At 76.7% G+C, this 23,760-nt stretch carries 22 protein-coding genes and 1 pseudogene; 9 read left to right on the top strand and 14 right to left on the bottom strand.

The features are described 5' to 3' along the window. The first annotated feature begins 118 nt into the window (after nt 1-118). A complete protein-coding gene (locus tag BJ989_RS01090) occupies nt 119-2,647 on the top strand; it encodes a SpoIIE family protein phosphatase (RefSeq protein ID WP_179516646.1) in 2,529 nt (842 codons plus the stop codon). A 65-nt stretch (nt 2,648-2,712) separates the two neighbouring features. On the opposite strand, the gene BJ989_RS01085 is transcribed toward BJ989_RS01090, so the two are convergent. Beyond that, a complete protein-coding gene (locus tag BJ989_RS01085) occupies nt 2,713-2,931 on the bottom strand; it encodes a hypothetical protein (protein ID WP_179516645.1) in 219 nt (72 codons plus the stop codon). Nucleotides 2,932-3,059: 128 nt separating this feature from the next. Beyond that, nucleotides 3,060-3,878, bottom strand: coding sequence for an acyl-CoA thioesterase domain-containing protein (locus BJ989_RS01080; protein ID WP_179516644.1), 819 nt, complete (start codon nt 3,876-3,878; stop codon nt 3,060-3,062). A gap of 129 nt (nt 3,879-4,007) precedes the next feature. Here BJ989_RS01080 and BJ989_RS01075 point away from each other — a divergent pair, with 129 nt between their 5' ends. Beyond that, nucleotides 4,008-5,177: a zinc-binding dehydrogenase gene (locus BJ989_RS01075; protein WP_179516643.1), complete on the top strand. Its 1,170-nt coding sequence runs from the start codon at nt 4,008-4,010 to the stop codon at nt 5,175-5,177. Between the two features lie 7 nt (nt 5,178-5,184). Here BJ989_RS01075 and BJ989_RS01070 read toward each other — a convergent pair whose 3' ends face one another. From BJ989_RS01070 to BJ989_RS01060, 3 genes are all read right to left on the bottom strand, one after another. After that, nucleotides 5,185-6,192 (bottom strand): alpha/beta hydrolase, encoded by a 1,008-nt coding sequence (locus BJ989_RS01070; protein WP_343048976.1) that lies wholly within the window; start codon nt 6,190-6,192, stop codon nt 5,185-5,187. Between the two features lie 31 nt (nt 6,193-6,223). Next, the gene (locus BJ989_RS01065; protein WP_179516641.1) at nt 6,224-7,402 is read right to left on the bottom strand and encodes a right-handed parallel beta-helix repeat-containing protein; all 1,179 of its coding nucleotides are present in this window, start codon (nt 7,400-7,402) and stop codon (nt 6,224-6,226) included. Nucleotides 7,403-7,720: 318 nt separating this feature from the next. Next, a complete protein-coding gene (locus BJ989_RS01060) occupies nt 7,721-7,939 on the bottom strand; it encodes a hypothetical protein (RefSeq protein WP_179516640.1) in 219 nt (72 codons plus the stop codon). Between the two features lie 174 nt (nt 7,940-8,113). Here BJ989_RS01060 and BJ989_RS01055 point away from each other — a divergent pair, with 174 nt between their 5' ends. Both BJ989_RS01055 and BJ989_RS01050 read left to right on the top strand, forming a co-directional pair. Further along, nucleotides 8,114-8,773, top strand: coding sequence for a nitroreductase family protein (locus BJ989_RS01055; protein WP_179516639.1), 660 nt, complete (start codon nt 8,114-8,116; stop codon nt 8,771-8,773). 2 nt (nt 8,774-8,775) lie between these two features. Further along, nucleotides 8,776-9,204, top strand: a complete 429-nt coding sequence (locus BJ989_RS01050) for a hypothetical protein (protein ID WP_179516638.1) — start codon at nt 8,776-8,778, stop codon at nt 9,202-9,204. A 10-nt stretch (nt 9,205-9,214) separates the two neighbouring features. On the opposite strand, the gene BJ989_RS01045 is transcribed toward BJ989_RS01050, so the two are convergent. From BJ989_RS01045 to BJ989_RS01030, 4 genes are all read right to left on the bottom strand, one after another. After that, complete coding sequence (locus tag BJ989_RS01045) at nt 9,215-10,858, bottom strand: ATP-binding cassette domain-containing protein (RefSeq protein WP_179516637.1); 1,644 nt, start codon at nt 10,856-10,858, stop codon at nt 9,215-9,217. Between the two features lie 29 nt (nt 10,859-10,887). Next, nucleotides 10,888-11,370 carry a VOC family protein gene (locus tag BJ989_RS01040; protein WP_218848652.1) on the bottom strand — a complete coding sequence of 161 codons (483 nt, stop codon included), beginning with the start codon at nt 11,368-11,370 and terminating at the stop codon, nt 10,888-10,890. Between the two features lie 153 nt (nt 11,371-11,523). Further along, nucleotides 11,524-11,820 (bottom strand): hypothetical protein, encoded by a 297-nt coding sequence (locus BJ989_RS01035; RefSeq protein ID WP_179516635.1) that lies wholly within the window; start codon nt 11,818-11,820, stop codon nt 11,524-11,526. 143 nt (nt 11,821-11,963) lie between these two features. Further along, the gene (locus BJ989_RS01030) at nt 11,964-13,274 is read right to left on the bottom strand and encodes an ATP-binding protein (RefSeq protein WP_179516634.1); all 1,311 of its coding nucleotides are present in this window, start codon (nt 13,272-13,274) and stop codon (nt 11,964-11,966) included. Between the two features lie 187 nt (nt 13,275-13,461). Here BJ989_RS01030 and BJ989_RS01025 point away from each other — a divergent pair, with 187 nt between their 5' ends. Continuing rightward, nucleotides 13,462-14,745, top strand: a complete 1,284-nt coding sequence (locus BJ989_RS01025) for a uracil-xanthine permease family protein (protein WP_179516633.1) — start codon at nt 13,462-13,464, stop codon at nt 14,743-14,745. 46 nt (nt 14,746-14,791) lie between these two features. On the opposite strand, the gene BJ989_RS01020 is transcribed toward BJ989_RS01025, so the two are convergent. The 3 genes from BJ989_RS01020 to BJ989_RS18500 form a co-directional block, all read right to left on the bottom strand. Beyond that, nucleotides 14,792-15,739, bottom strand: coding sequence for a hypothetical protein (locus BJ989_RS01020; protein ID WP_179516632.1), 948 nt, complete (start codon nt 15,737-15,739; stop codon nt 14,792-14,794). Next, nucleotides 15,736-16,332, bottom strand: a complete 597-nt coding sequence (locus BJ989_RS01015) for a GNAT family N-acetyltransferase (protein ID WP_179516631.1) — start codon at nt 16,330-16,332, stop codon at nt 15,736-15,738. Before BJ989_RS01015 ends, BJ989_RS01020 begins: the two co-directional genes overlap by 4 nt. 264 nt (nt 16,333-16,596) lie before the next feature. Continuing rightward, nucleotides 16,597-16,818, bottom strand: a complete 222-nt coding sequence (locus tag BJ989_RS18500) for a hypothetical protein (RefSeq protein ID WP_179516468.1) — start codon at nt 16,816-16,818, stop codon at nt 16,597-16,599. Between BJ989_RS18500 and BJ989_RS18495 the strand changes: the two are divergent. The 4 genes and pseudogenes from BJ989_RS18495 to BJ989_RS00995 form a co-directional block, all read left to right on the top strand. Next, nucleotides 16,738-16,914 (top strand): annotated as a pseudogene (locus BJ989_RS18495) (response regulator); the annotation flags it as partial. The gene BJ989_RS18500 and the pseudogene BJ989_RS18495 overlap by 81 nt on opposite strands. 122 nt (nt 16,915-17,036) lie before the next feature. Next, entirely contained in the window at nt 17,037-17,357 is a 321-nt protein-coding gene (locus tag BJ989_RS18490; RefSeq protein WP_343048975.1) for a winged helix-turn-helix domain-containing protein, read from the top strand. Beyond that, nucleotides 17,354-18,709: an ATP-binding protein gene (locus BJ989_RS18485; RefSeq protein ID WP_179516630.1), complete on the top strand. Its 1,356-nt coding sequence runs from the start codon at nt 17,354-17,356 to the stop codon at nt 18,707-18,709. Before BJ989_RS18490 ends, BJ989_RS18485 begins: the two co-directional genes overlap by 4 nt. Nucleotides 18,710-18,741: 32 nt before the next feature. Beyond that, nucleotides 18,742-20,274: an LVIVD repeat-containing protein gene (locus BJ989_RS00995; RefSeq protein WP_218848649.1), complete on the top strand. Its 1,533-nt coding sequence runs from the start codon at nt 18,742-18,744 to the stop codon at nt 20,272-20,274. A gap of 1 nt (nt 20,275) precedes the next feature. On the opposite strand, the gene BJ989_RS00990 is transcribed toward BJ989_RS00995, so the two are convergent. After that, on the bottom strand, nt 20,276-21,106 hold the full coding sequence (locus BJ989_RS00990; protein WP_179516629.1) for an ABC transporter permease subunit: 831 nt from the start codon (nt 21,104-21,106) through the stop codon (nt 20,276-20,278). Continuing rightward, the gene (locus tag BJ989_RS00985; RefSeq protein ID WP_179516628.1) at nt 21,103-23,676 is read right to left on the bottom strand and encodes an alpha/beta fold hydrolase; all 2,574 of its coding nucleotides are present in this window, start codon (nt 23,674-23,676) and stop codon (nt 21,103-21,105) included. Before BJ989_RS00985 ends, BJ989_RS00990 begins: the two co-directional genes overlap by 4 nt. Between the last annotated feature and the right edge of the window lie 84 nt (nt 23,677-23,760).

Below are 23,760 nucleotides of genomic sequence, written 5' to 3'. Positions count from 1 at the left end.
CGTGGCCGGTCGTGGCTCGGGCTGCGGGACCAGGAGGGTCGGGGCACTGGAGCGCGAAGCAGCACGTCTGGGCACGACCGGCGCCGGATCCAGCCCCTTCGGCGACGAGCCCGACCTCGTGGCCCTCCGCGACGCCCACGTCCGTCGGCTCACGGCCGACCCCGGTGGCGCGGCCGCGCTGAGCCGGCTCGCGGCGCTCGCGGCCCGGTTGCTCGGCGCCCCGTCCGGGCAGGTCTCGCTCGTCGGCCAGGACCAGGTCGTCATGGGCGGCGCCGGTCAGGCCGAGTCGACCGTCGGGCGCACCAGCCCGGCCGGCGACTCGCTGTGCACGGTCACCGCGATGGCGGGCGGGCCGCTCCTGGTCGACGACGCTCGGGCCGACGAGCGCGTCCGCGGGCTGCCCCCCGTCACCACCGGCGCGGTCCGGTCCTACCTCGGCGTCCCGCTGGTGGTCGACGACGTGGCCGTCGGTGCCCTGTGCGTCTTCGGCCCCGAGACGCGCGCCTGGACCGTGGCGGACGCCGCGCTGCTCGAGCAGCTCGCCCAGCCCGTGCTCACCGAGCTGGAGCTCTCCGCTCTCGCCCGGGCGCACGAGGACGACCGGCTCGCCTGGCAGCTCGCGGTCGACGCGGCGGGGGTGGGCGCCTTCGACCTCGACCTGGAGAACGGCGAGCTGCGGTGGGACGAGCGGCTCCTCGACCTCTTCGGTCTCGAGCGGGAGGCGTTCGGCGGGACCCTCGGCTCCTTCGACGCCTGGGTCCACCCCGACGACCTGGAGCGGGTGCACCGTGCGCTGAACGCCGCGGTCGAGTCGGTCGGGCACTTCGAGTCGGAGTACCGCATCGTGCGCCCCGACGGCGCGTTGCGCTGGATCGCAGCGCGCGGCCAGGCGCTGCCCGGGCCCGACGGCCGCGCGGTCCGCTTCATCGGGGCTGCCTACGACACGACCGCGACCCAGGAGGCCGAGGCCCGGGTGGCTCGTGCGCTCGAGGCCATGCCCACGGCGTTCTTCCACCTCGACCCGCAGTGGCGCTTCACCTACGCCAACCCCGAGGCCGAGCGCCTCCTCGGCGGCATCGGGTCGGACGTGGTCGGCCACGTCATCTGGGAGCTCTTCCCCGCCGCGGTCGGCAGCGACTTCGAGCGGCACTACCGCGGTGCCGCGGCGTCGGGTCGGCCGGTCGCGTTCGAGGCCTACTACCCCCCGCCGCTGGACGCGCACTACGAGGTGCGCGCCTGGCCGACCCCCGACGGGTTGTCGGTCTACTTCGTCGACGTGACCGACCGTCGCCGCGCCCAGGACGCCGTCGAGTCGGCGGCCCAGCGCGCCACCCTGCTGGCCGACGTCACCCGTGCCCTCACCGACACGCTCGACCCCGAGGTCGCCGTGCGCCGCCTGGCCCAGCTGCTGGTGCCAGTGCTCGCCGACTGGTGCGTCGTCACGCTCGTCGACGGCAGCGACCCGCCGCTGGGTCCCCTGGAGGGCTCGGGCTGGCGCGCCCGGTTGCGCGACGTCGGCTGGTGGCACGCCGACGACGAGCTGCGCCCGCTCGTCGAGGCATACTCCCGCACCCGCATCGCCGCGCTGACCGATGAGAGCTTCGTCGCGCGGGTGGTGACGACCGGCGAGGCCACCGTGCTCGACCACGGCGCGACCGGGGCCGTGGCGTCGGTGCTGGGGCCCGGCGAGGCGCGCGACGTGCTGCAGCGGCTGGCGCCCGCCTCGGCGGTGGTCATGCCGCTGCCGGGGCGCGGTGGGCTGGCCGCGGGCCTCGTCACCGTCTTTCGCGGCGTCGAGCGGGCGCCCTTCGACGACGAGGAGCTGCAGACGCTGGCCGACGCGGCCGGCCGCGCGGGCCTCGCCCTCGACAACGCCCGCATGTACGCCGGGCAGCGCGAGCTCGCCGAGGCGCTCCAGCGCAGCCTGCTCACGGCGCCCCCGTCGACCGGCTCCCACCAGGTCGCCGTGCGCTACGAGCCGGCCTCGGAGACCGCCAAGGTCGGGGGCGACTGGTACGACGCGTTCTCGCTGCCCGACGGCTCGCTCGCGCTCGTGATCGGCGACGTCACCGGCCACGACCTCGAGGCCGCGGCCGCGATGGGTCAGCTGCGCTCGCTGGTCCGCGGGGTGACCGTCACTTCCGGCGAGGGGCCGGCGGAGGTGCTCCGTCGCGTCGACGGAGCCATGCTCACCCTGGAGGTCGACACGATCGCGACCGCGACGGTCGCCTACCTCGGCCCCGCACCCGCAGACGCGGAGCCGGGCTCCGCGGTGCTGCGCTGGTCGGGCGCGGGCCACCCGCCCCCGGTGCTGGTGCGGCCCGCCGCCGACGGGATCGGCGGGCCCGTGGCGGAGGTGCTGTGGGGCGGCAACGGCCCGATGCTGGGGCTCGACCCGTCGCTGGAGCGCGCGGAGCACACGGTCCTGGTGCCCCCCGGCGCGACGGTGCTGCTCTACACCGACGGGCTGGTGGAGCGTCGCCGGCAGACCATCGACGACGGTCTCGCGCGGCTGACGGGCGTGGTCACCGAGCTGGTGGCCGCCGGGCTGCCGCTCGAGCGGCTCTGCGACGAGCTCCTCGTCCGGCTGCTCCCGCAGCGCACCGACGACGACGTCGCCGTCGTCGCGGTCCGCGCACGCGACTGAGGCCGCGCCGGACCCACCCGGCGCAGATCCGGCCCGGACCGGCCTCGACCCGGGCTAGAACCGGGCTAGAACCGGCCGAGGACCGCTGCCAGTGCGTGGCGCAGGCGCGGCGCAGGAGTGGCGAGGCGGCGCTGCTCGCGGGCCGAGACGCGCTCCGCGGCGCGGTCGAGGCGGAAGCGGCGGCACTCGCACAGGGCGCAGTCGGAGCCGCGGCGCAGGTGCTCGTGCGCCCGGCCCTCGTGGCCGCACCCGCACGGTGCGGTGGATCCCCCGGTCCTGGTCACGTCAGCCCCTGTCGTCGTCTGTCCTCGCGGGGGACGGTATCCGCGACCCCGGAGGAGGGTGCAGGGTTTCCGCAAGATCGCCTCCTGGTCTAGCCCGGTGGCCGGCGGGACGGAGCGGGGCGCGCGGGTCAGGAGCGGGTCGGGCCGCGCCCGTCGACCGGCACCGCGGGCAGCACGGCGCCCGGACGCACCGTGAGCACCTGGGCGAGCGTGCCGAAGGGGCCGTCGGCGTCGTGCAGGACGCTGCTGGTCACGCCGACGCCGTCGGGGCCGAAGGACACGCTGGTGTCGAAGCCGGTCCAGCCGGCGCGCGGGTGGCGGAACAGGTGCGCGGTGAGGTCGACGTTGGGGAAGGCGACCTCCTCCGGCGAGACGCGGACCGCGAGCCCGTTGGCGATGTCGAGCAGGCCCGCGGTGCGGGCGAGGTCGCTGACCGGCTCGCCCTCGACGAGCGGGTGCGGCGTGCGGACCCACGACGTGGCCCGGCCCGGACGCACGAGCGAGCGGCGTACCTCCACCGATGCGATGAAGCCGCCCGGCCAGAGCACCGTGCCGTCCCAGCGCACGAGCTCCTCCGGCGGGTCGAGGCGGGGGTGCGCCGCGCCCGCCAGGCCGGCCGTGTCGCTGCGCTGCAGCAGCCACGCCCGCAGCCGCACCGCCGACCGACCTCCGTGGCTCGCGGTCGCCTCGACGAGCTCCACGGTGCGGCCCGGCCGCACTACCGCGACCGCGACCTCGACCTCCTCGAGCGGCAGCAGGCCGAGGATGTCGTAGGACAACCGCGCCACGACGAGGTCGCCGCCGCGTCGCTCGCGCAGGTCGAGCTCGACGACGTGCGCGAGCAGCCCGAGGGCGGGTGCGACGTGCTGCTCGTCGGGGCCCCAGGCCCCGCCCACGTGCGGGGTGGGGCGGAAGGTGGTGGGGCCGGTCCTCTCGAAGTACGCCACGGCGACATCATGGCGGGGCGCCCTGCGCGACCGGCAGACTGCCCGGGTGACTGCCGCCACCCCTGCGCCCGCTCTCGTCCCCGACTCGGCCCCTGCCCTCGCCGCGGCCCCTGCCTCCACCGCGCGGCCGTGAGGGCCGTCGTCTGCGCGCACGGCGCGCTCGAGGTCGCCGACCTGCCCGACCCGCGGCCCGGCCGGGGCCAGCTGGTGCTCGACGTGCGCCGCTGCGGGATCTGCGGCTCCGACCTGCACGCGAAGGACCACGGCGACGCGCTCGACGAGGTGATGGTCGAGCTGGGCTACCACGACTCCGTGCGGCCCGACCGGCCCACCGTGCTGGGGCACGAGCTGTGCGGCGAGGTGGTCGAGCGCGGGCGCGGCGCCGGTCGCGGCCCGCGGGTCGGCGACCTGGTCGTCTCCTTCCCGCTCGTCCGCGCCGGCGGGCGCGGCGGCGACGTGCACCTGGTCGGCCTCTCCCCGCAGGCCCCGGGCGGCTACGCCGAGCAGGTCGTCGTCGAGGCGGCGATGAGCCTGGTGGTGCCCAACGGGCTGCCCGCCGAGGTCGCGGTGCTCACCGAGCCGCTCGCCGTCGCCCACCACGCCGTGCGGCGCAGCGAGGTGGCCGCGCGCGACGTCGCGGTGGTGCTCGGCTGCGGCCCGGTGGGCCTGGCGGTGGTGAGCCTGCTCAAGGCGCGCGGGGTGCGCGCCGTGGTGGCCTCCGACCCCTCTCCGGGGCGACGCGCGCTGGCCACCCGCTGCGGCGCCGACCTGGTCGTGGACCCGACGGCCGGCTCCCCGTGGGACGTCGCCGCCGAGGGGCAGCGCTGGGTCCGAAGCGCGCCGCAGCTCCTGGAGCTCGCGGTCTCGGCCATGGAGGGTCTCCGGCGGCTGCCGGGCTGGGTGCCGCTCTACCGCGCCGCCGAGGCGCTGGGCGCCGCGGAGGTGAGGCGCCCGGTCGTCTTCGAGTGCGTCGGCGTGCCCGGGATGCTCGAGCACGTGCTCAGCGCCGCCCCGGTGCAGTCGCGGGTCGTCGTCGTCGGCGTCTGCATGGGCGAGGACACCCTGCGCCCGACGATGGCGGTCAACAAGGAGCTCGACCTCCGCTTCGTGCTCGGCTACACCCCGCTCGAGCTGCGCGACAGCCTGCACCTGCTGGCCGAGGGGCGCGTCGACCTGTCGCCGCTGGTCACGGGGACCGTCGGCCTCGCCGGCGTCGCCGCGGCCTTCGAGGCCCTGCGCGACCCCGAGGCCCACGCCAAGGTGCTCGTCGACCCGGCCAGCGACGCGCGCCTGCCCTGACCCGGGCTCAGCCCGGCGGCCGGCCCAGGGAGTGCCGGTCGAGCCAGGCGTCGAGGGCGGCGTACGCCGCGCGCCGGGGCTCGGCGAGCGAGAGGAAGACGTCGTGGCGGGCGTCGGCGACCGGCACCACCGTCGTCTCGGCGCCGAGGCAGCCCGACCAGCGGGCGATCTGCCGCACGTCGAGCACCGTGTCGGCGCGGTCGGAGGCCTCGGAGTAGGTGCGGCTGAAGTGCGTCTTGTCCGAGCGCAGCACGAGCGACGGCACGCCGACGTCGAGCCCGCGGTGCAGGCGCGCGTGACCGCGACGCACTGCGTTGAGCCAGCCGACGGTGACGGGGAAGCCGGCCATGGGCTTGAGCTCGAGGTCGTAGTCCCACTCGCCCGCGCCGCTGGTGTGCAGGGTGTGGCCGTAGGTGCCCTCGGGCAGGTCGAGCGCGCGGAAGGGCCGCAGCGGGCCGAGCGCCCGCATCGCCCAGGTGAGGGGGCCGCGCATGACCGGCTTGCCCTGGAGGTCGAACCACGGGCTGTTCAGGGCCAGCCCCGCGACCGGGGCGGTGCGGCCGGCGCGACGGCGCCGGTCGAGCCACAGCGGCGTGACCAGCCCCCCGGTCGAGTGGGCGAGGACCACGACCGGCACGTCGCCGTGGTCCTCGGCGACGACGTCGAGAGCGGCGTCGAGCTGCGCGTCGTAGCGCTCGAGGGTGGTCGTGTGGTGCGCCGTCTGGCCGGGGCGGCGTGCGCGGCCGGACTTCGACAGGTCGATCGCCAGGAAGGCCAGGCCGCGCGCGGCGAGGTGGTCGGCGAGGTCGGTCTGGAAGAAGTAGTCGGAGAAGCCGTGGACGTAGAGCACGGCGCCCGTGACCCGCTCGCCCGGGCGCACCGTGCGGCGCACCAGGACGGCGGCGAGGTCGCCCTCGCCGTCGGGGTCCGGTCCGAGCTCGAGGGTGCGCTGCTCGTAGCCCTCGCCGAGGAGGTCGGGCGTCCAGGCGCTGCGGGTGACGGTCTCGGGGCTCACACCCCGCATGGTGACAGACCTGCCCGGCGCCTCAGCGCGGGAGTGCGGTCACGCGGTCGCCCGGGCCGAGCGGGAACCAGACCTCGTCGGACCACACGTTGCCCGAGGAGGCGAACGTGCCGTCGACCCACCCGACGTAGCGCCGCGCGGAGACGGTGTTGTCGCGCATCACGAGGTGCGTGGCGGTGCAGCCGCCGTAGCAGCCGAAGCCGAAGGAGCCGGGTCCGGTGAGCCGGACGTCGTTGCGCGTGGCGGTGGTGCCCACGACCGGGCCCCAGTGCTGTCCGGGGCCCCGGGTCATGAGGAAGGAGCCGTTGCGCACGGCCCCGGTGACGACGTTGGCGGTGAAGCGGTTGCCGCTCGACCCACGACCGCCCAGCTCGGTGAAGGTGAGGTTGCCGGCCGCGCGGTTGCGGGTGACGGTGGCGTAGGACGCCTCGTAGACCTCGACCGCCGAGCCGTCCGTGCCGTAGTCGGGCGAGGCCGCGACGTGGCCTCGGATGCGGTTGCCGACGACCCGGGCGTGGTCGCCGTGCACGTCGACGCCGATCGCGCCCCAGTCGTCGTCGCTGCCGGTCGTCCCGGGGGCCATGCGGGTGTTGTGGTGGACGTCGCTGCGCGCGACCGTCGCGTGGCGGGAGTCGTCGTGGACCCACACGCCGACCACCGCGCCGGTGGCCTCGACGCGGACGACCACGTCGTGGGCCCCGGCGAGGGTGAAGCCGGCCCGTCCGCAGCCGCGGGCGGCGAGGCCCGCGACGGTGACGTGGTCGCCGGTCACCCGCACGCACTCGGGGCCGTCCGAGAGCACCGGGCGGGTCCCGCGGCCGTAGGTCGCTACGCGGATGCGGCGCGCGGCCGTGCCGTCCTCGGTGACCTCGAGCGAGCCGCGGTGGCGCAGACCGCGCCGCAGCCGCAGGGTGTCGCCCGGGAGCAGGGCGGCCACGCTGGCGCGGGTCAGCGTGCGCCACGGGGTGGTCGGCGACGTGCCGGGTGCGGTGTCCGAGCCGCGGGCGGGGTCGACGTAGAAGGTGCGACCGGCGGCAGCAGCGGCGGGTGCGGCCCCTGCGGCGGGGATCGCGGCGTCGGGGATCGCGGCGGCGGGGAGCACGGGGAGCACCGGGGGTGCGGTGAGCACCCCGAGGGACAGCAGGGCGGCCGCGGGGAGCGGGAGCGCGTGCACCAGCGCGCGCAGGGGGCGAGGGGTCACGTCACGTCCGGGACTGGGAGCCGCGGGACGCCGGTGGCTGCGAGCGGGCGGCTGCCGCGCCAGCTGCGCGACCCGTCCAGCCTGCGGTCGGGCGACGTGAGGTGCGACCGGTCCGCGGCGGACGTGGCCGGTCGGGGAGCAGGAGGGGGCACCGGTCCTGCCCCGCGGGGGACGGAGGTCCCGCGCGGCCCAGCCGTGCGACCGCTCAGCGGACCGCCGGCGACCGGTCAGCGGACGGTCAGCGGACGGTCAGCGGACGGTCAGTCGGCGGCCCCCCTGCGGCGGCCCCCCTGCGGCGCGGCCGCCTGCTCGTCACGGCTAGAGCTTCTCCATGCGCGCGAAGGGGCTGGCGACGCGCACGGTCTGCGCACCGAAGTCCACGGTGACCCCGAGGGGGTCCACCGCGACCACCGAGCCCATGCCGTGGACGTCGTGCTGCACCAGGTCGCCACGGTCGAAGTGCTCGACGACGACCTCGGGGTCCGGGTGGAAGGGGCTGCTGGCGAGGTGGCGACGCGGCCACGACGAGGACGACACGAGTGGGCCTCCGGTCGGTCGAGGCCCGGAGGTCTCGGTAGGGAGCCTGGGTGGCCCTGTGACCTCGAGGGTACGCCTGTCCGCCGCGGCCCGCGCCCGAGCCCGGCACACGTCGCTCGTCTAGCCTTCGCAGCGCGGGACTGCCGGGCCCCGCGGTGGCGCGAGGAGGACCGGGTGGATCTCGACGAGGTGCTGGCGCGACGGTGGAGCTGCCGGGCGTTCCGGGACGAGCCGGTGCCGGCCGAGACGCTGCGCGAGGTCTTCGCGCTCGCCCAGCGCACCGCGTCGTGGTGCAACACCCAGCCCTGGCAGGTGCACCTCGTCACCGGGGAGGCGACCGCTCGGCTGCGCGAGGCGCTGTCGGCGCACGTGCTCGCGGGTGCGCCCGCGTCCGACCTCCCGGGGCCGGCGGGCTACTCCGGCGTCTACGCCGAGCGGCGCCGCGAGTCGGGCTACGCGCTCTACTCCGCCCTCGGCATCGACCGCACCGACTCCGACGGCCGGCTCGCGCAGATGCTGCGCAACTTCGACTTCTTCGGCGCACCCCACGTCGCGGTGGTCACCACCGACCGCGAGCAGGGCGTCTACGGCGCGGTCGACTGCGGCGGCTACGTCGCCAACCTGCTCAACGCCGCCACCGCCCACGGCGTCGCCACGATCGCGCAGGCGGCGATCGCGATGTACTCCGATTTCGTCCGCGGCTGGCTCGGTGTCGGCGACGAGCGGCAGGTCGTCTGCGCGGTCTCGCTCGGGTGGGCCGACGAGGACCACCCCGCCAACGGCTTCCGCACGAGCCGGGCGTCCCTCGACGACGCCGTGACGGTGGTGGAGTAGGCGTGCGGCGCGCCGCCGTCGTCGTCGCGCTCGTCGTGCTCGCCGTCGCCGCGTGGGCGGGCTCGGGGTGGTGGGCGGAGTCGCGCGCCACGGCGTACGCCCGTCAGGCGGCCGCGGACCACCGCGACGTCTACCGCGACGCCCGGGTCGACGTGACGACGCTGGACGGGGCGCGCGCGGCGGTCGCGTCCGGCGAGGTCGACCAGGTCGACGCCTGGTGGGCGCTGCGGGAGGACTACCCGGCGGAGGTCGGCGTCAGCGTGCGCACGGACGAGGAGGGGTGGCTCCTCGGCTGCGCGACGGTGCTGGCCGGTGTCGTGGCGTGGCGCCTGGAGCAGCCGACGCGGTGCGTGCGGGTCGTCGGCGGTGACGACGACGTCGTCGAGCCGGACCCGGCGGGCTACAGCGCGACGGTCCTGCAGGGCGGCTGACGGGCCCGGCTCAGACCTGGCGCACGGCGACCCGGCCCGCGTCGACCTCCCACCGCTGGTGCAGCCGCACGGACTCCAGCAGCCGGCGGTCGTGGGAGACCAGGAGCAGCGCCCCGTCGTAGGACTCCAGCGCCTGCTCGAGCTGCTCGATCGCGGGCAGGTCGAGGTGGTTGGTGGGCTCGTCGAGGACGAGCAGGTTGACCCCGCGCGCCTGCAGCAGCGCCATCGCCGCGCGGGTGCGCTCGCCGGGGGACAGACGAGCGACCAGGCTGGTGACCTGGTCGGCCTTGAGCCCGAACTTCGCCAGCAGCGTGCGCACCTCGGCCTGGGTCATCTCCGGGACCACGGCCTCGAAGGCGGCGCCCAGCGGCGAGTCCTCGTCGAGGCCGGTGCGGGCCTGGTCGATCACGCCCACCGCGACCGAGGCGCCGAGCGAGGCTCGGCCCTCGTCGGGCTCGTCGCGCCCGAGCAGCAGCCGCAGCAGCGTGGTCTTGCCGGCGCCGTTGGGCCCGGTGATGCCGATCCGGTCGCCGGCGCTGACCTGCAGCGACACCGGGCCGAGGGTGAAGTCGCCGAGCCGGCGCACGGCCCGGTCGAGCGTGGAGACCACCGCGCTGGAGCGCGGCGCTGCGGCCACGCTGAACTGCAGCACCCACTCCTTGCGCGGCTCCTCGACCTCCTCGAGCCGGGCGATGCGCGACTCCATCTGCCGCACCTTCTGCGCCTGCTTCTCCGACGACTCGGTCGCGGCCTTGCGGCGGATCTTGTCGTTGTCGGGCGACTTCCGCACCGCGTTGCGCACGCCCTGGCTGCTCCACTCGCGCTGGGTGCGGGCGCGGGCGACGAGGTCGGCCTTGGTCTCGGCATACTGCTCGTAGGCCTCGCGGGCGTGGCGGCGCGCGATCGCGCGCTCCTCGAGGAAGGCGTCGTAGCCGCCGTCGAAGACGGTGACCTGGTGCTGGGCGAGGTCCAGCTCGACGATGCGGGTGACGCACCGGGCGAGGAACTCACGGTCGTGCGAGACCAGCACGACGCCGCCGCGCAGGCCCTGCACGAAGGCCTCGAGGCGGGCCAGCCCGTCGAGGTCGAGGTCGTTGGTGGGCTCGTCGAGCAGCACGACGTCGAAGCGGCTCAGCAGCAGCGCGGCCAGGGCGACCCGAGCCGCCTGCCCGCCGGAGAGCGAGGTCATGAGCGCGTCGGCGCCCACGTCGAGGCCCAGGTCGGCGAGCACGGGGCCGACCCGGTCGTGGAGGTCGGCCGCGCCGCTGGCCAGCCAGCGGTCGAAGGCCACGGCGTACGCCTCGTCGGCGCCGGGCGCGCCGGAGCCGAGGTCGGCGGCGGTCGCCTCCATGCCCGCGGTGGCCTCCGCGGCGCCGGTGCGGCGGGCCAGGTAGTGGTCGACGGTCTCGCCCGGCACGCGCTCGTGCTCCTGCGGGAGCCACCCGACGAACGCGTCGGTCGGGGCGCAGGTCACCGAACCGGCCAACGGCGGGGTCGCCCCGGCCAGGAGGCGCAGCAGCGTGGACTTGCCGGCGCCGTTGGCGCCGACGACGCCGACCACGTCGCCCGGCGCGACCACGAGGTCGAGGCCCTCGAAGAGGACGCGGTGACCGTGCCCGCCGGAGAGGTCCTTCGCGACGAGGGTGGCGCTCACGCGACCAGAGCGTAGGCCAGGGCTGCCGCTCAGCCGCCGTCGGCGGCGCGCTCGAGGGCGGCCACGTCGATCTTCTGCATCTGCAGCATGGCCTCCATGGCGCGTCGGGCCCGCTCGGGGTCGGGGTCGTCGAGCAGCTCGTTGAGCCGCGTCGGGACGACCTGCCACGACAGCCCCCAGCGGTCCTTGCACCAGCCGCAGGGCCCGGGCTCGCCGCCGTCGGCGGTCAGCGCCTCCCACAACCGGTCGACCTCGGCCTGGTCGTCCACCTCGACGACCATCGAGACCGCCTCGGTGAAGCGGAACTCCGGCCCGCCGTTCAGGCCCTGCACGCGCTGCCCGGCGAGGGTGAAGTCCACGACGAGCACGTCGCCCGCCGGACCGGACGGGGTGTCGGCGGGGGAGCGCCAGACCTTGTCGACGCTGCTGCCCGGCACGACGGAGGCGTAGAAGGTCGCCGCCTCCTCGGCGTCGCCGTCGAACCAGAGACAGGGGTAGGTGGTGGTGGGCACGGGTCCTCCAGGGCGCTCGGGGTGCGGTCGGAGGTGCTGACCGTGCCGAGGTCCGAGACTCATCGCACCGCACGCAGCAGCGCCCCGACCCGCGGGGCGGGTCGGGGCGCTGGGCAGCTGGACGGTGGGTGCCCGGCGAGGGCCGGGCGACGGTCAGTGCTGGCCGCGGTGGCCGGCGTCGATCTCGTCGTCGAAGAAGTCGCGGCTGCCGGACTTGGCGAGGCCGCGGGAGACCATGTAGCCGATGGTCAGCAGCGTGACGTAGAACCACGCCTCCTGCGCGCCGAAGTCGCGGGCGTCGACGACGGCCGAGGCGACGAGGACACCGAGCACCGCCACGACGTAGGCGATCAGCTCGGTCGTCTTGAACGACGCCTTGGTCTCGGTGCTGATGCGTCGGCGGGTCGGCGTGGCGTAGCTGGCGGGTGCGGTGCTCTGGGTGGTGGACATGCGCGAACTCCTAGGCTGTGGTGCCGGGGAGCTCCCCGGCAAGGTGCGCCCCTGGCTCGAGCGTCGGTCTTCTCAGGTTCCCCTCAGGGCAGGGCGCACACCCCTCGTCGGCGTGACCCGGGGCACGCCGGCGCCCGGGAGCCTCAGGTCGCCAGCGCGGGGAGGCGGAGCACGAAGGTCGCACCGCCGCCCGGGGTGTCCTCGACGGCCAACGAGCCACCGTGCTGGTGGACGACCTGGCGGCAGGTGGCCAGGCCGATGCCCGAGCCGACCGTCGTGCCGACACCGGCCCCGCGCTCGCGGTGGGCGAGCACGCGCTCGCGGTCGGCAGCCGGGATGCCGGGGCCGTGGTCGACGACGCGGACCTCCCACCAGCCCCCGTGGCGCGTGGCCCCGACCGAGACGCGCGGGTCGTCGAGCGCGGCGTACTTCGCGGCGTTGACGAGGAGGTTCTGCAGCACGAGGCGCAGCCCGGTGGCGTCGCCCTGCACCCACGGCAGGGGAGCGGCGACGTCGAGGTGCACGCCGACGAGGGCGCGGCCGAGGTCCTCGAGCACCTCGTCGAGCACGCGGTCGAGGGAGACGGTCTCGAGGTCGGTGGCCAGGTCGTCCACGCCGCTGAGCATGCGGTCGACGGTCTGCGACATGCGTCGGCAGCCCCGCTGCGCGCGCTCGACCATCTGCCGGGCGCGCGCCGGCGACTCGGGGGCGGCGGCGAGCGAGTCGCCCGCGAAGCCCAGCGCGAGCTCGACGGTCGTGAGCGGGTTGCGCAGGTCGTGGGCGACGGTCGAGGCGAAGCTCGCGAGGCGGGCGTTGGTCTGCGTCAGCCGCCGCTGCGTCGCCTCGAGCTCGGCGACGTCGGCGCGCAGCCGGCGCGCCTTGAGCTCGAGCTCGAGCACGTCGACCACCTGCGCGGCGAGGGTGCGCAGGCGGGCCTGCTGCGCCGCGTCGAGGGCGCGCGGCTCGGGGTCGAAGACGCACAGCGAGCCGATCGCGACGTCGGCGGGCGTGCGCAGCTGGAAGGTCGCGTAGAAGCGCACCCCGGCGTCTCCGGTGACCCACGGGTTGTCGGCGAAGCGCGGGTCGAGGCGGGCGTCGGGCAGCACGACCGGCTCGGGCTCGTCGACCACCACCGCGCACATCGACGACGAGCGCGGCGTGACCGCACCCTCGAAGCCGACGCTCTCGACCTGGTGCTGGGCGTCCTCCGTGAGCAGGTTGAGCGTCGCCATCGACACCCCGCAGGCGGCGGCCGCGAGCGAGACGAGGGCGCGCAGGTCGGCGCGCGACGCGTGCTCCTCGCCGAGCACGCCGTACGCCGCCAGCGCGGCCGCGCGCAGCGCCTCGAGGTCCTCGAGGTCCCCCGGCGCGGGGCGCGGCGTCGGCAGGGGGGCGGCGGGCGCGGCGCGCGGGTGCGGTGCCCGGGTGCGGGTCCTGGTCTGCTCGCGCTCCACCTGTCCTCGCTCCTCCCGGCCCGGCGCCTGGCGGCCCGCCGGGACCGTGGTCCCGCGGGCTGGTCCACCCTAAGGGGTGGAGAGCGGCGCTGTCCGGCGTTCCGGGACCTCCGCCGGCAGGTGGGTGCGGCAGGGGCGCCTGCGGGTCGGTGCGAGCCTGCTGCGGGCGCTCCGCCAGGATGCGGGCATGCGCACCCTCTGGACCCTGCACGGCGACGGCCGGACCGTCGCCGACGACGCCGTCGTGCTGCCGCAGGAGCGGCTCAGCTGGCCCCGCACCGCGGGGCTCGGCGCCCAGCACGTCGTGGCGATGTTCGGTGCCACCTTCCTGGTGCCGATCCTCACCGGCTTCTCGCCGACCGCGACGCTCTTCTTCTCCGGCGTCGGCACGCTGCTCTTCCTCGCGATCACCGGCAACCGGGTGCCGAGCTACCTCGGCTCCTCCTTCGCCTTCCTGGCCCCGATCGCCGCGGCCACCGGGGCCGAGGGCGGCGGCACGGGCGCGGCCCTCTTCGGCGTGCTGGCGACGGGTGCGCTGCTGGCCCTGGTCGGCCTCGTGGTCACCGTGACGGGGGCCGGGTGGATCGACGTGCTGATGCCGCCGGTCGTCACCGGCGCGATCGTGGCCCTCATCGGCCTCAACCTCTCCGGTGCGGCGGTCACCAACTACGAGGCGGCGCCCTGGACGGCGACGGTCACGCTGGCCGCCGTCCTGCTCGTGGCGGTCGCCTTCCGCGGCCTGGCCGCGCGGCTCTCGATCCTGCTCGGGGTGGCGGTCGGCTACGTCTTCGCGGCGCTGGCGGGGGCCGTCGACCTCGCCCCGGTCCGCGACGGGGCGTGGGTCGGCCTCCCCGGTTTCGCAGCCCCCGACCCGACGTGGTCGGTGCTGCCGGCCTTCCTGCCGGTCGTGCTGGTGCTCGTCGCCGAGAACGTCGGCCACGTGCGCACCGTCGCCCACCTCACCGGCGACCCGGAGGTCAACCGCCGCACCGGCCGGGCGCTGCTCGCCGACGGCCTCGCCACCACGCTCGCGGGCGCCGGCGGCGGCTCGGGCACCACGACGTACGGCGAGAACATCGGCGTCATGGCGGCCACGCGCGTCTACAGCACCGCGGCCTACTGGGTCGCCGGGGCGGTGGCGATCGTGCTCAGCCTGTCGCCGAAGTTCGGGGCGCTGGTCAACACCGTGCCTGCGGGCGTCCTCGGCGGCGTGACGGTGGCGCTCTACGGCCTGATCGGTGTCATCGGCGTGAAGATCTGGGTCGACAACGGCGTGGACTTCTCCCGGCCGGTCAACCAGCTCACCGCGGCCGTGGCGCTCGTCGTCGGCATCGGCGACCTGACCCTGCAGCGCGGCAGCGTCGCGGTCACCGGCATCGCGCTCGGCACCGTCGCCGCGCTCGTCGTCTTCCACGGCATGACCGCGGTGGAGCGGCTGCGCGCCCGCCCGGCCGAGCCCGTCGTCGACTGACCCGCGCCAGGTGGGCGCGCGCAGGAGGAGCGGCGGGCCAGCGGGGTCAGCGGGCGGAGAAGCCGACGTGCACGTGGTCGCGGTGCACCAGGTCGGCGAAGTGCACCCCGCCGGGCCCGTCGGGGTCGACGGGCCCGCCGACCTCGGCGGGGCCGAGCCCGCGGAAGGTCGCCAGCACCTCGGCGAGGAAGGGGCTGTCGAGGGGCAGCTCGACCACGGGCCGGTCGTCGACGGCCCACAGGTCGACGGCGCGGCCCCGGGTGTGGTTGCTCACCCGGTCGGTGGCGAAGACGTTGACCGGGTGGCCCGAGCGCAGCACGCTCACCGACAGCCGCCAGCGGCGCGACGCCCGCAGCAGCACGTCGACGACGCGGGGGTCGGTGCGGCCTGCGGCGAGGTCGGCGACGGCGGCGTCGGGCAGGTCGACCCGCGGCGAGGCCAGCAGCCGCTGCTCGGCCCCGCGCAGGCGCACCCGGTCGGGGTCGACCCGGTCGCCCGGGCGCACCTCGACGACCTCCCACCGGCCGTCGCGCCGCACGAGGCGGACGTCGACGGTGATCCCGCGGCGCCGGACCTCGTCGTCTACCACCCAGGCCTGCTCGGCGACCACCATGACGCTGGCGTCGGTGGCCGTCAGCCCGCCGTACTGCGGGTAGACGACCCGCGTCGCCACCGCCGCGCCCGGGGGGGCGTCGGGGCGCAGCGGCCCCTCGGCGCGCTCGACGAGCCGGGTCGCGGCGAGCTTGACCTGCGGCTCCACCTCGGAGCGCACGGCGCGCCAGGGCTCGGGCTGCGGCAGCGCCGGCGTCGTAGGGGTCGTGGGCGACGCGCTCGGGGTGGGGGAGCCCGCCCCGGCGGTGCCGGACGCGCGGCCCGTGCCCGAGGGGCGCGGTGCCCCCGCCTCGTCGCCACCACCGGCGCACGCAGCAAGGACGCCGGCGCCGCCGAGCAGCACCGCACGGCGGCCGAGCCGCAGTCGTCGCTCCTGCGTCATGCCGTCCAGTGTGCGGTGAGGGGCAGGCGGAAGGTGTGCACCTCGTCACCGTCGCGGTCGACGTGGCTGCCGACGCGTTGCCAGCCGCCGCGCTCGTAGAAGCCGGCCGCGCCGCCCTGGCCCGCCTTGGTCACCAGCTCGACCCGGTCGGCGCCGGCCTCGCGGGCGGCGTCGACGACCACGGCCGTCAGGCGGGTGCCGATGCCGCGGGTGCGGGCGCCCGGGACGACCACGACCGCCTCGAGCACGGCGACCGGGCCGTCGCCCCTGCCGGCACCCCTGTCGCCGCCCGGGCCGTCGACGGCCTGCCCCGCCGTCGCAGGCGCCGCGGTGCCCCGCGGGGCGCGCCGGAGGAGCCGCCGGGCGTAGCGCCCGGCCCTCGTGCGCAGGAACTCCGCGAGCACCGCGGGACGCGTCGCCAGCGCGAGCGCGCCTGCCAGCACCAGCTCGCGGCGCCGGTGGGCGAGGAGCCAGGCGACGTGGGCGCGCCGGTCGGTGCTGCCGAGCACGAAGCCGACGGGCACACCGTCCTCGAGGGCCACCGCGCCCACGCCGAAGGAGGAGGCGACGTGGGCGCGGTGCCACCGGTGCACGAAGCGGCGACCCAGGCGGGGGAAGAGCCCGTGCGGCAGCTCGCACGTGCAGGTCGGCGACCCAACGGTGGTGGGCCTCGCCGAGCGGGACGACCTCCACGAACGGTGCGCCATCGGTGCGCTGCGCCCGTCGCGCCCGCGGCACCCGCGGGGCGTCCGGGTCGCCGGGGCGTGCCACGGACCGGCGGTCGAGCGGGTGGTGGACGGTCATCGGCCCTCCTGGGCGGTGGGGAAGCCTGCCTCCTCCACTGTCCGCAGCGGATCTCAGAGCTTCCTCAGAGGTGGTCCGCCACGCTTGAGGTCGTGAGCGAGGCCCTGGACCGCGGTGCTGCGGCCCCCGCACCCGGGCCGACGGCGCGCGACGGTGCCCGCCCGCGCGTGCTGCTGGTCGAGGACGACGCCCGGCTGAGCGGCCTGCTGGAGCGGCTGCTCGTCGGCGAGGGCCACGCGGTCGAGACCGCCGCCGACGGCCACACCGGCCTGCACCTCGGGCTCACGCGGCGCTACGACGCGCTCGTCGTCGACCGCGGGCTGCCGGCGGTCGAGGGCGTCGACCTCGTGCGCCGACTGCGGGCCAAGGGCGTCGCGACGCCGGTGCTGCTGCTGACCGCGCGCGGCACGACCGAGGACCGCGTGGAGGGCTCGACGCGGGCGCGGAGGACTACGTCGTCAAGCCCTTCGAGGTCGACGAGCTGCTCGCCCGGGTGCGCGCGCTCCTGCGGCGGCACGACGACGGCCCGCCGACCCTCGACCTCGGCGAGCGCTGGCTCGACGTCGCCGGACGCCGCGTCGTCGGTGGCGCCGAGGGCCCGGTGGAGCTGTCGGGCCGCGAGTGCCAGCTGCTCCACCTCTTCGCCAGCCACCCGCGCCACGTCCTCACCCGCGACGAGCTGCGCCGTCGCGTCTTCGAGGACGCCGACAGCCCCGGCGCGGTCGACACCTACGTCTACTACCTGCGCCGCAAGCTCGGCCGCGGCGTCGTGCGCACCGTGCGCGGGCTGGGCTACCAGATGGGGTCGGCGTGAGCCGCCCCCGACGGCGCACGCCGCCCCGCACCGGCTCCGTGGCCGCCGCCGACCGCCGACTGCTGCGCCGCGCCACCACCGCCGTGGTGGCGCTGCAGACCGGCGTCGCCGCCGCGCTCGTGGTCGCGGCCGTCGTGGCCGCGGTGTGGGCGATCAGCCTGGAGGAGCGGATCGCGGCGGCCGAGCGCAAGGCGGAGGCCTCGCTGGGGCGCGCCGTCGAGGACGGCAGCCTCGACCCGCGCGACCGGCTGCTCGTCGACGGCCTCCCCGCTTCGTGCAGTCGGGCCGTCGTGGTGCGGGTGGCCGACGCCGCTCCGCTCGGGGCGACACGCACCGAGGTGTGCGGCACGCCGGTCGTGGTGTTCGTCGGGGAGGACGACGACGGGCTGCGCGCCCGCGCCGTGCGCAGCACCGTCGAGCAGCAGGAGGAGACCGCTCGGCTCGCCCAGCTGTCCGTCCTCGTCGGCCTCGTCGGGGTGCTGCTCGCCGCGGGGCTCGGGTGGGCGGTCGCGACCCGGGCGGTGCGCCCGCTGGGCGACGCGCTGGCCTCGCAGCGCCGCTTCGTCGCCGACACCAGCCACGAGCTGCGCACGCCGGTCGCCGTCGTCATGACCCGCGCACAGCTGCTGCAGCGCACCACCGAGGACACCGCACAGCGCGAGGAGCTCGCGCAGCTGGTCGACGACGTGCGGGTGCTGCGCGACGTCGTGGACGACATGCTGCTCTCCGCCGAGCTGCAGCACCGCCCGACGGTGCGCGAGCCGGTCGACCTGGTCCGGCTGGCCCACGACGTCGCGGGCTCCCTCGCGGTCACCGCCGAGGCCGCCGGCTGCGCTCTCGGCGTCGACCCGCCCGGGCCCGGCCCGACGGGGACGGGTGCCGTCGTCGACGGGTCCTCGACCGCGCTGCGCCGCGCCGTCGTCGCACTGGTCGACAACGCGCTCCACCACGTCGGCCCGGGCGGCTCGGTGCGGCTCGCCGTCGAGCGGTCGGGCGACCGGGTGCTGCTGCGCGTCGCCGACGACGGCGACGGGCTCGACCCGACGGCGGCCGCCCGGCTGGGCGGGCGGTTCCGCCGCGGCCCGGACGCGGGCGGTGCGTCCGGCGGTGCGTCCGGCGGTGCGTCCGGCGCGGCGTCCGGCGCGGCGTCCGCCCCCCCGGCCACGCGTCGTCTCGGCCTCGGCCTCGCGCTGGTGGACGAGGTGGTGCAGGCCCACCGCGGCCGGCTGCGGCTCGACGGTCGCCCGGGGGTGGGCGCCACCGTGACGCTCGACCTGCCGGCCGCGCACCCCGAGCGGCCGGGCGCGGAGGCCGACCGGGTGACCTCGACCGGACATCGGACGAACCCGTGACGCCGATCACTACCGGCAGGTAACGTGCCGGGGTGCGCCCCCTCGACCCCGCAGCCGACACCACCACCGTCGGCGCCGTCGGCACCACCGGCGGCACCGACGCCGGCACCCGCGCCGGCACCGCTCGCCCGGCGGTCCGCCAGTTGACCGTGAGCCTGCTCGCCCTGCTGCTCGTGGCCGGGGGGCTCGGCCTGGCCGACCTCGGCACGGCCGCGGGCCCGGCCAAGCCGGGCGCCACCCCGCAGGCTCGCTGCGTCTCGCCGCAGGACCGACCCGAGACCGGCCGCCAGGGCCGCGTGCCCCTGGCCGACTACGTCTCCGGTCGGGTGCTGCAGGGCTACCAGTGCAACGCCGTGCAGGTCGCCCACCAGGGCACGTCGGGCGGCTTCAAGGTCGAGCGCTACACCGACCGCCGCGGCCGCACCTGCGCCTACTACGACTCCACCCTGCTCTTCCCGCGCGACGTGCTCTTCAACGCCGTCGAGGGGCTGGGGGTCATCGCGCTCGACATGAGCGACCCGCGCCGCCCGCGCCAGACCGCCACCCTCACCAGCCCGGCGATGCTCAGCCCGCACGAGTCGCTGCTGGTCAACCGGAAGCGGGGGATCCTCGCCGCGGTGCTCGGCAACCCGTACACCAACGTGGGCATCGTGGACCTCTACGACGTCGCGACCGACTGCCGCCGGCCGCGACTGCTCTCCTCGACGCGCTCCGCGGCGTACGGCCACGAGAGCGGCATGGCCCCCGACGGCCGCACCTTCTGGGTCGCGGGCACCGGCGGCGGCAACCTGACGGCCGTCGACATCACCGACCCCCGCCGGCCCCGCAAGGTCTTCGAGCAGACGGGCGTGAACTACCACGGCCTGCGCCTGTCGCCCGACGGTCGCACGATGTACGTCGCGAACATCGGCGGGCGCGAGGGCGCGATGGACACCGCGGGCCTGCGCATCCTCGACGTGTCGCAGGTGCAGGAGCGTCGCCGGGACCCGCGGGTGCGCATCGTCTCCGACCTCACCTGGGGCGAGGTCTCGATCCCGCAGTCCGCCGAGCCGTTCACGCGCGGCGGGCGCCGCTACCTGCTCGAGACCGACGAGTTCGCCGACTTCGGCGGCGACCAGGAGGTCGGGGCCGCGCGCATCATCGACGTCCAGGACCGCCGCCGCCCACGCGTGGTCTCGCACCTGCGCCTCGCGGTGCACCAGCCCGCCGCCCGGAGCGGTGAGCAGAACCTCGATCCCGGGGCACAGCTGCCGGTGCAGGGCTACGCCGCGCACTACTGCTCGGTGCCCTACGCGCGGGACCCGGAGATCGTGGCCTGCTCGATGATCCTCTCCGGCTTGCGGCTCTTCGACATCTCCGACCTGCGCCGCCCCCGCGAGGTCGCCTACTTCAACCGGCCCGTCCTGCCGGGCGCGGGCACGGTGCAGCCCACGGCCGCCGGGGCCTTCGCGATGTCGCGGCCGGCCTGGGACGTCGCGCGTCGTCAGGTGTGGTTCTCCGACGGCAACTCCGGCTTCTACGTGGTCGGCCTCCGCGGCCCCGCGGCCCGGCTGCTGCGCCGTTGAGTCAGCTCAGCACGTCCTTGCGCGCGAAGACGACGTAGGCCGCGGTGAGCAGCAGCGTCGACCACAGCAGGGCCCACAGCGCTCCGTCGGCCATGCCCGCCCACGCGACCTCGCGCTGGAGGGCGTCGGCCCAGGCGAACTGCTCGTGGGTCGGCAGCGCCTCGCGCACGGCGCCGAGCGGCTCGATGGTGTCGAGGATGCTCGAGACGATTGTGACCAGCACGGCGCTGCCGACCGCGGCGAGCGGGGCGTCGGTGACGGTGCCGACCAGGAAGGCGAGCGCGGCGACGAAGAGCAGCGAGACCGCGAGGTAGCCCACGATGACCAGCAGCCGCAGCGCGAAGTCGCCCCACGCCAGCTGCTCGCCGGTCGGCCCGCGGTAGGGGTCGGTGCCGTAGGCGACGGCTCCGACCGCGAGGCACCAGGCGGGCAGCGTGACGAGTGCGGCCAGGGTGGTCAGCAGTGCGACCGCGAGCTTGACGGTCAGCAGCCGCACGCGCGGCACGGGCGTGGTGAGCAGGTAGCGCAGCGACGACCAGCTGGCCTCGGCCGGCACCGCGTCGCCGGCGAACAGCGCGACCAGCACGACCAGCAGGAATCCGGTCGAGGCGAAGAGGGTGAAGACGGTGAAGTTGGCCGCGCCGACCTGCGCGAGGTCGACGAAGCTCGGTGCCGGGTCGTCCTCGCCCGAGCCGTCGCCCAGCGCGAAGGCGCCGACGAGGATCAGCGGGAGCGCCAGCAGCAGGCCGAAGGAGACCAGCGTGCGGCGCCGCTGCAGCTGGCGCCGGACCTCCGCGCGCACGGGGAGCGGGGAGCGGGTGCGCGTGCTCACCGGTGCCTCCCCGCGGCGGGGGCGTCCTCGAGCTGGGCCGGTCCACCGTCGCCGACGAGCTCCATGAAGACCTCCTCGAGCTGGCGGTGGCCCGCCAACAGGTCGTCGACGGCGCCGTCGAGCACCACGCGGCCGCGGTGCACCACGACGACGTGGCTGCAGGTCTGCTGCACCTCGGAGAGCAGGTGGCTCGACACGACGACCGTGCGCCCGCCGGCGGCGTAGTCGCGCAGCACGTCGCGCAGCGCACGGATCTGGGGCGGGTCCAGCCCGTTGAGCGGCTCGTCGAGCAGCAGCAGCTCCGGGGTGCCGAGCATCGCCTGCGCGATGCCGAGCCGCTGGCGCATCCCCTGGCTGTAGGAGCGCACGGGCTTGTCCGCCGCGGCGCCCAGGGCGGCGATCGCGAGCACCTCCTCGAGGTCCGCCTCGTCCCGCGGGCGCCCGGTGGCGGCCCAGGCCGCCTCGAGGTTCTGCCGACCCGTGAGGTGCGGCAGGGCGCCGGGGCCCTCGATGAGGGCGCCGACGCGCGCGAGCACGGGCGCGCCCGGCGCGACCCGGCGACCGAGCACGTGCACGGTGCCCGCGTCGCTGCGCACCAGCCCGACGAGCATCCGCATCGTGGTGGTCTTGCCGGCACCGTTGGGCCCGAGCAGGCCGACGACCTGGCCGCGCTCGGCGCGCCAGGTGACGCCGTCGACGGCGCGGAAGCCGTTGCGGTAGGACTTCACGAGTCCGTCGACCGCGAGCGGCACCTCGGCGAGGTCGGGGTCGACGGGCTCGTCGCGGCGCCGGCGCAGCGCGGTCACGAGGGCCAGCGCGAGCGCCCCGGCGAGGGCCGCGGCGACGGCGCCGAGCAGCACGGGGGAGACGTCCGGCCCGCCGCCCGCACGCTCGGCGTCGACGACGGGCAGGGTGAGGGTGGCGTCGCCCGCCAGCGCGACCTCGTAGGTGCGCGCGTCGGTCGGGAGGGCGTACGCCGCGTCGGTGCTGCTGACGACGACCTGGAGGCGCTGCCCGGTCTCGAGGCGGTAGGCCGAGGCGGGGAGGGCCACCGTGACCTCGCGGGGCTCTCCCGGGGTCAGGCCGCTCAGCCGCAGCGGGGCGACGAGCGCTCGGGGCAGGGTCGTGGTGCCGTCGGCGGCGACGACCCACGCGGCGGCGAAGAGCGTGGCGTCGGAGGCGGTCGAGGTGATGCGCAGCCCCACCTGCGGCGCGCCCGCGACGGTGAGCGGCTCGGTGACCGGCGGCGTGGTGAAGACCGCCGACTGCCCGGGGAGCACCCCGAGGGCCTGCGCGGCGCCGCCGACGAGCGTGGTCGCGCCGAGGAGCGGACCGGTGCCGGGCAGGGACGTGACGGCCGCGGGCTCGCCGCCGGGCGGGGCGAGCACGGGCTGCGGCGGGCCGGTGAGCGGCAGGCTGCGCGGCACCTCCGCGGCGTAGTCCTCGGCGACGAGTCGCTCGGGCCGGTCCTCGCCGAAGGGGGAGGCCGGCAGCGTGAGCTCGAAGTCGTCCCCGGGGTCGGGCCCGCCGCGCAGGTGGTGGTCGAACCACGCCAGCGCGGGGTCGAGCAGGTCGTCGGCGGCCGGCGCGGCGCCGGCGTCGTGACCGCCGTCGACCCACCGCACGGCGACCTCGGTGCCGGCGGCGGCGAGCGCGCGGGCGGTCGCGTCGGCCTGGTCGAGGCCGAAGAGGGAGTCCTGCTGCCCCTGCACCAGCAGCGTGGGCGCGCCGACCCGCTCGACGACGGGGGCGACCGAGGAGCGGCGGAGCAGCGCGCGCCCGGCCGGCGCCACCTCGCCGGTCGTCGCGGCGCGGGTGTAGAGCGCGCAGACCTGCGGGTCGAAGCGGCCGCAGGGCCCCGCCGGGCTCGCCGCGTCGCCGGCGGCGGGGCGCAGCCCGGAGGCGAAGAAGAGCGAGGCCCAGCGCTGCTTGAAGACGCCGGGGGGCGCGGCGTCGGGCGCGCCGGTCGCCGCCTGGGGGAAGAACGCCTCGTCCAGGTCGTGCCAGGTGATCGCGGGCACCACGGCGTCGACGCGGTCGTCGTAGGCCGCGGCGAGCAGGGCGGTCGCGCCGCCGTAGGACGCGCCCGCCACGCCCACGACCGGGTCGCCACCGGCGTCGAGGCGCACGTCGTCGCGTGCCGCGAGGAGGTCGAGGAGGCGGGAGACGTCGGCGACCTCGAAGTCCGGCGAGACCAGGTGGATGCGGCCGCCCGACTCGCCGAAGCCGCGCGCCGACCAGGTCAGCACGACGTACCCGTCCCGCGCGAGGTCGCGGGCCTGCCCGGCCAGGTCGGCCTCGCTGCCGCCGAAGCCGTGCGCCAGGAGCACGGCGGCGCGGCGCCCGTCGGCGTCGGCGCCCGGGGTGCCGGGCGGCGGGGTGTGCACCGAGGCGTCGAGCGCCACCGGCTCGCCGTCGGGCTCGGGGCCGACGTCGACGCGGAGCTCCTCGACCGGCACGGTCGGCAGCGGGGCGGACCACGGGCGCCACGCCAGCACGGCGGCGACCAGCACGACGAGCGCCACGGCGCCCGCCACCACGCGCCCGCGGCGCCTGCCTCCCCGGGCCATGGCTGCATCGTCGCAGGGGCCGCCAAGGGAGCGCGGGGCTCGTGCGGGGGCGAGGACGCAGGGGCGCCGGGGAGCCGGGCCGGT

The organism is Nocardioides perillae (assembly GCF_013409425.1).
Lineage (GTDB): Bacteria > Actinomycetota > Actinomycetes > Propionibacteriales > Nocardioidaceae > Nocardioides > Nocardioides perillae.
Note: the sequence above shows the minus strand (reverse complement) of the source record. Positions and strands in the feature narration are given on the sequence as shown.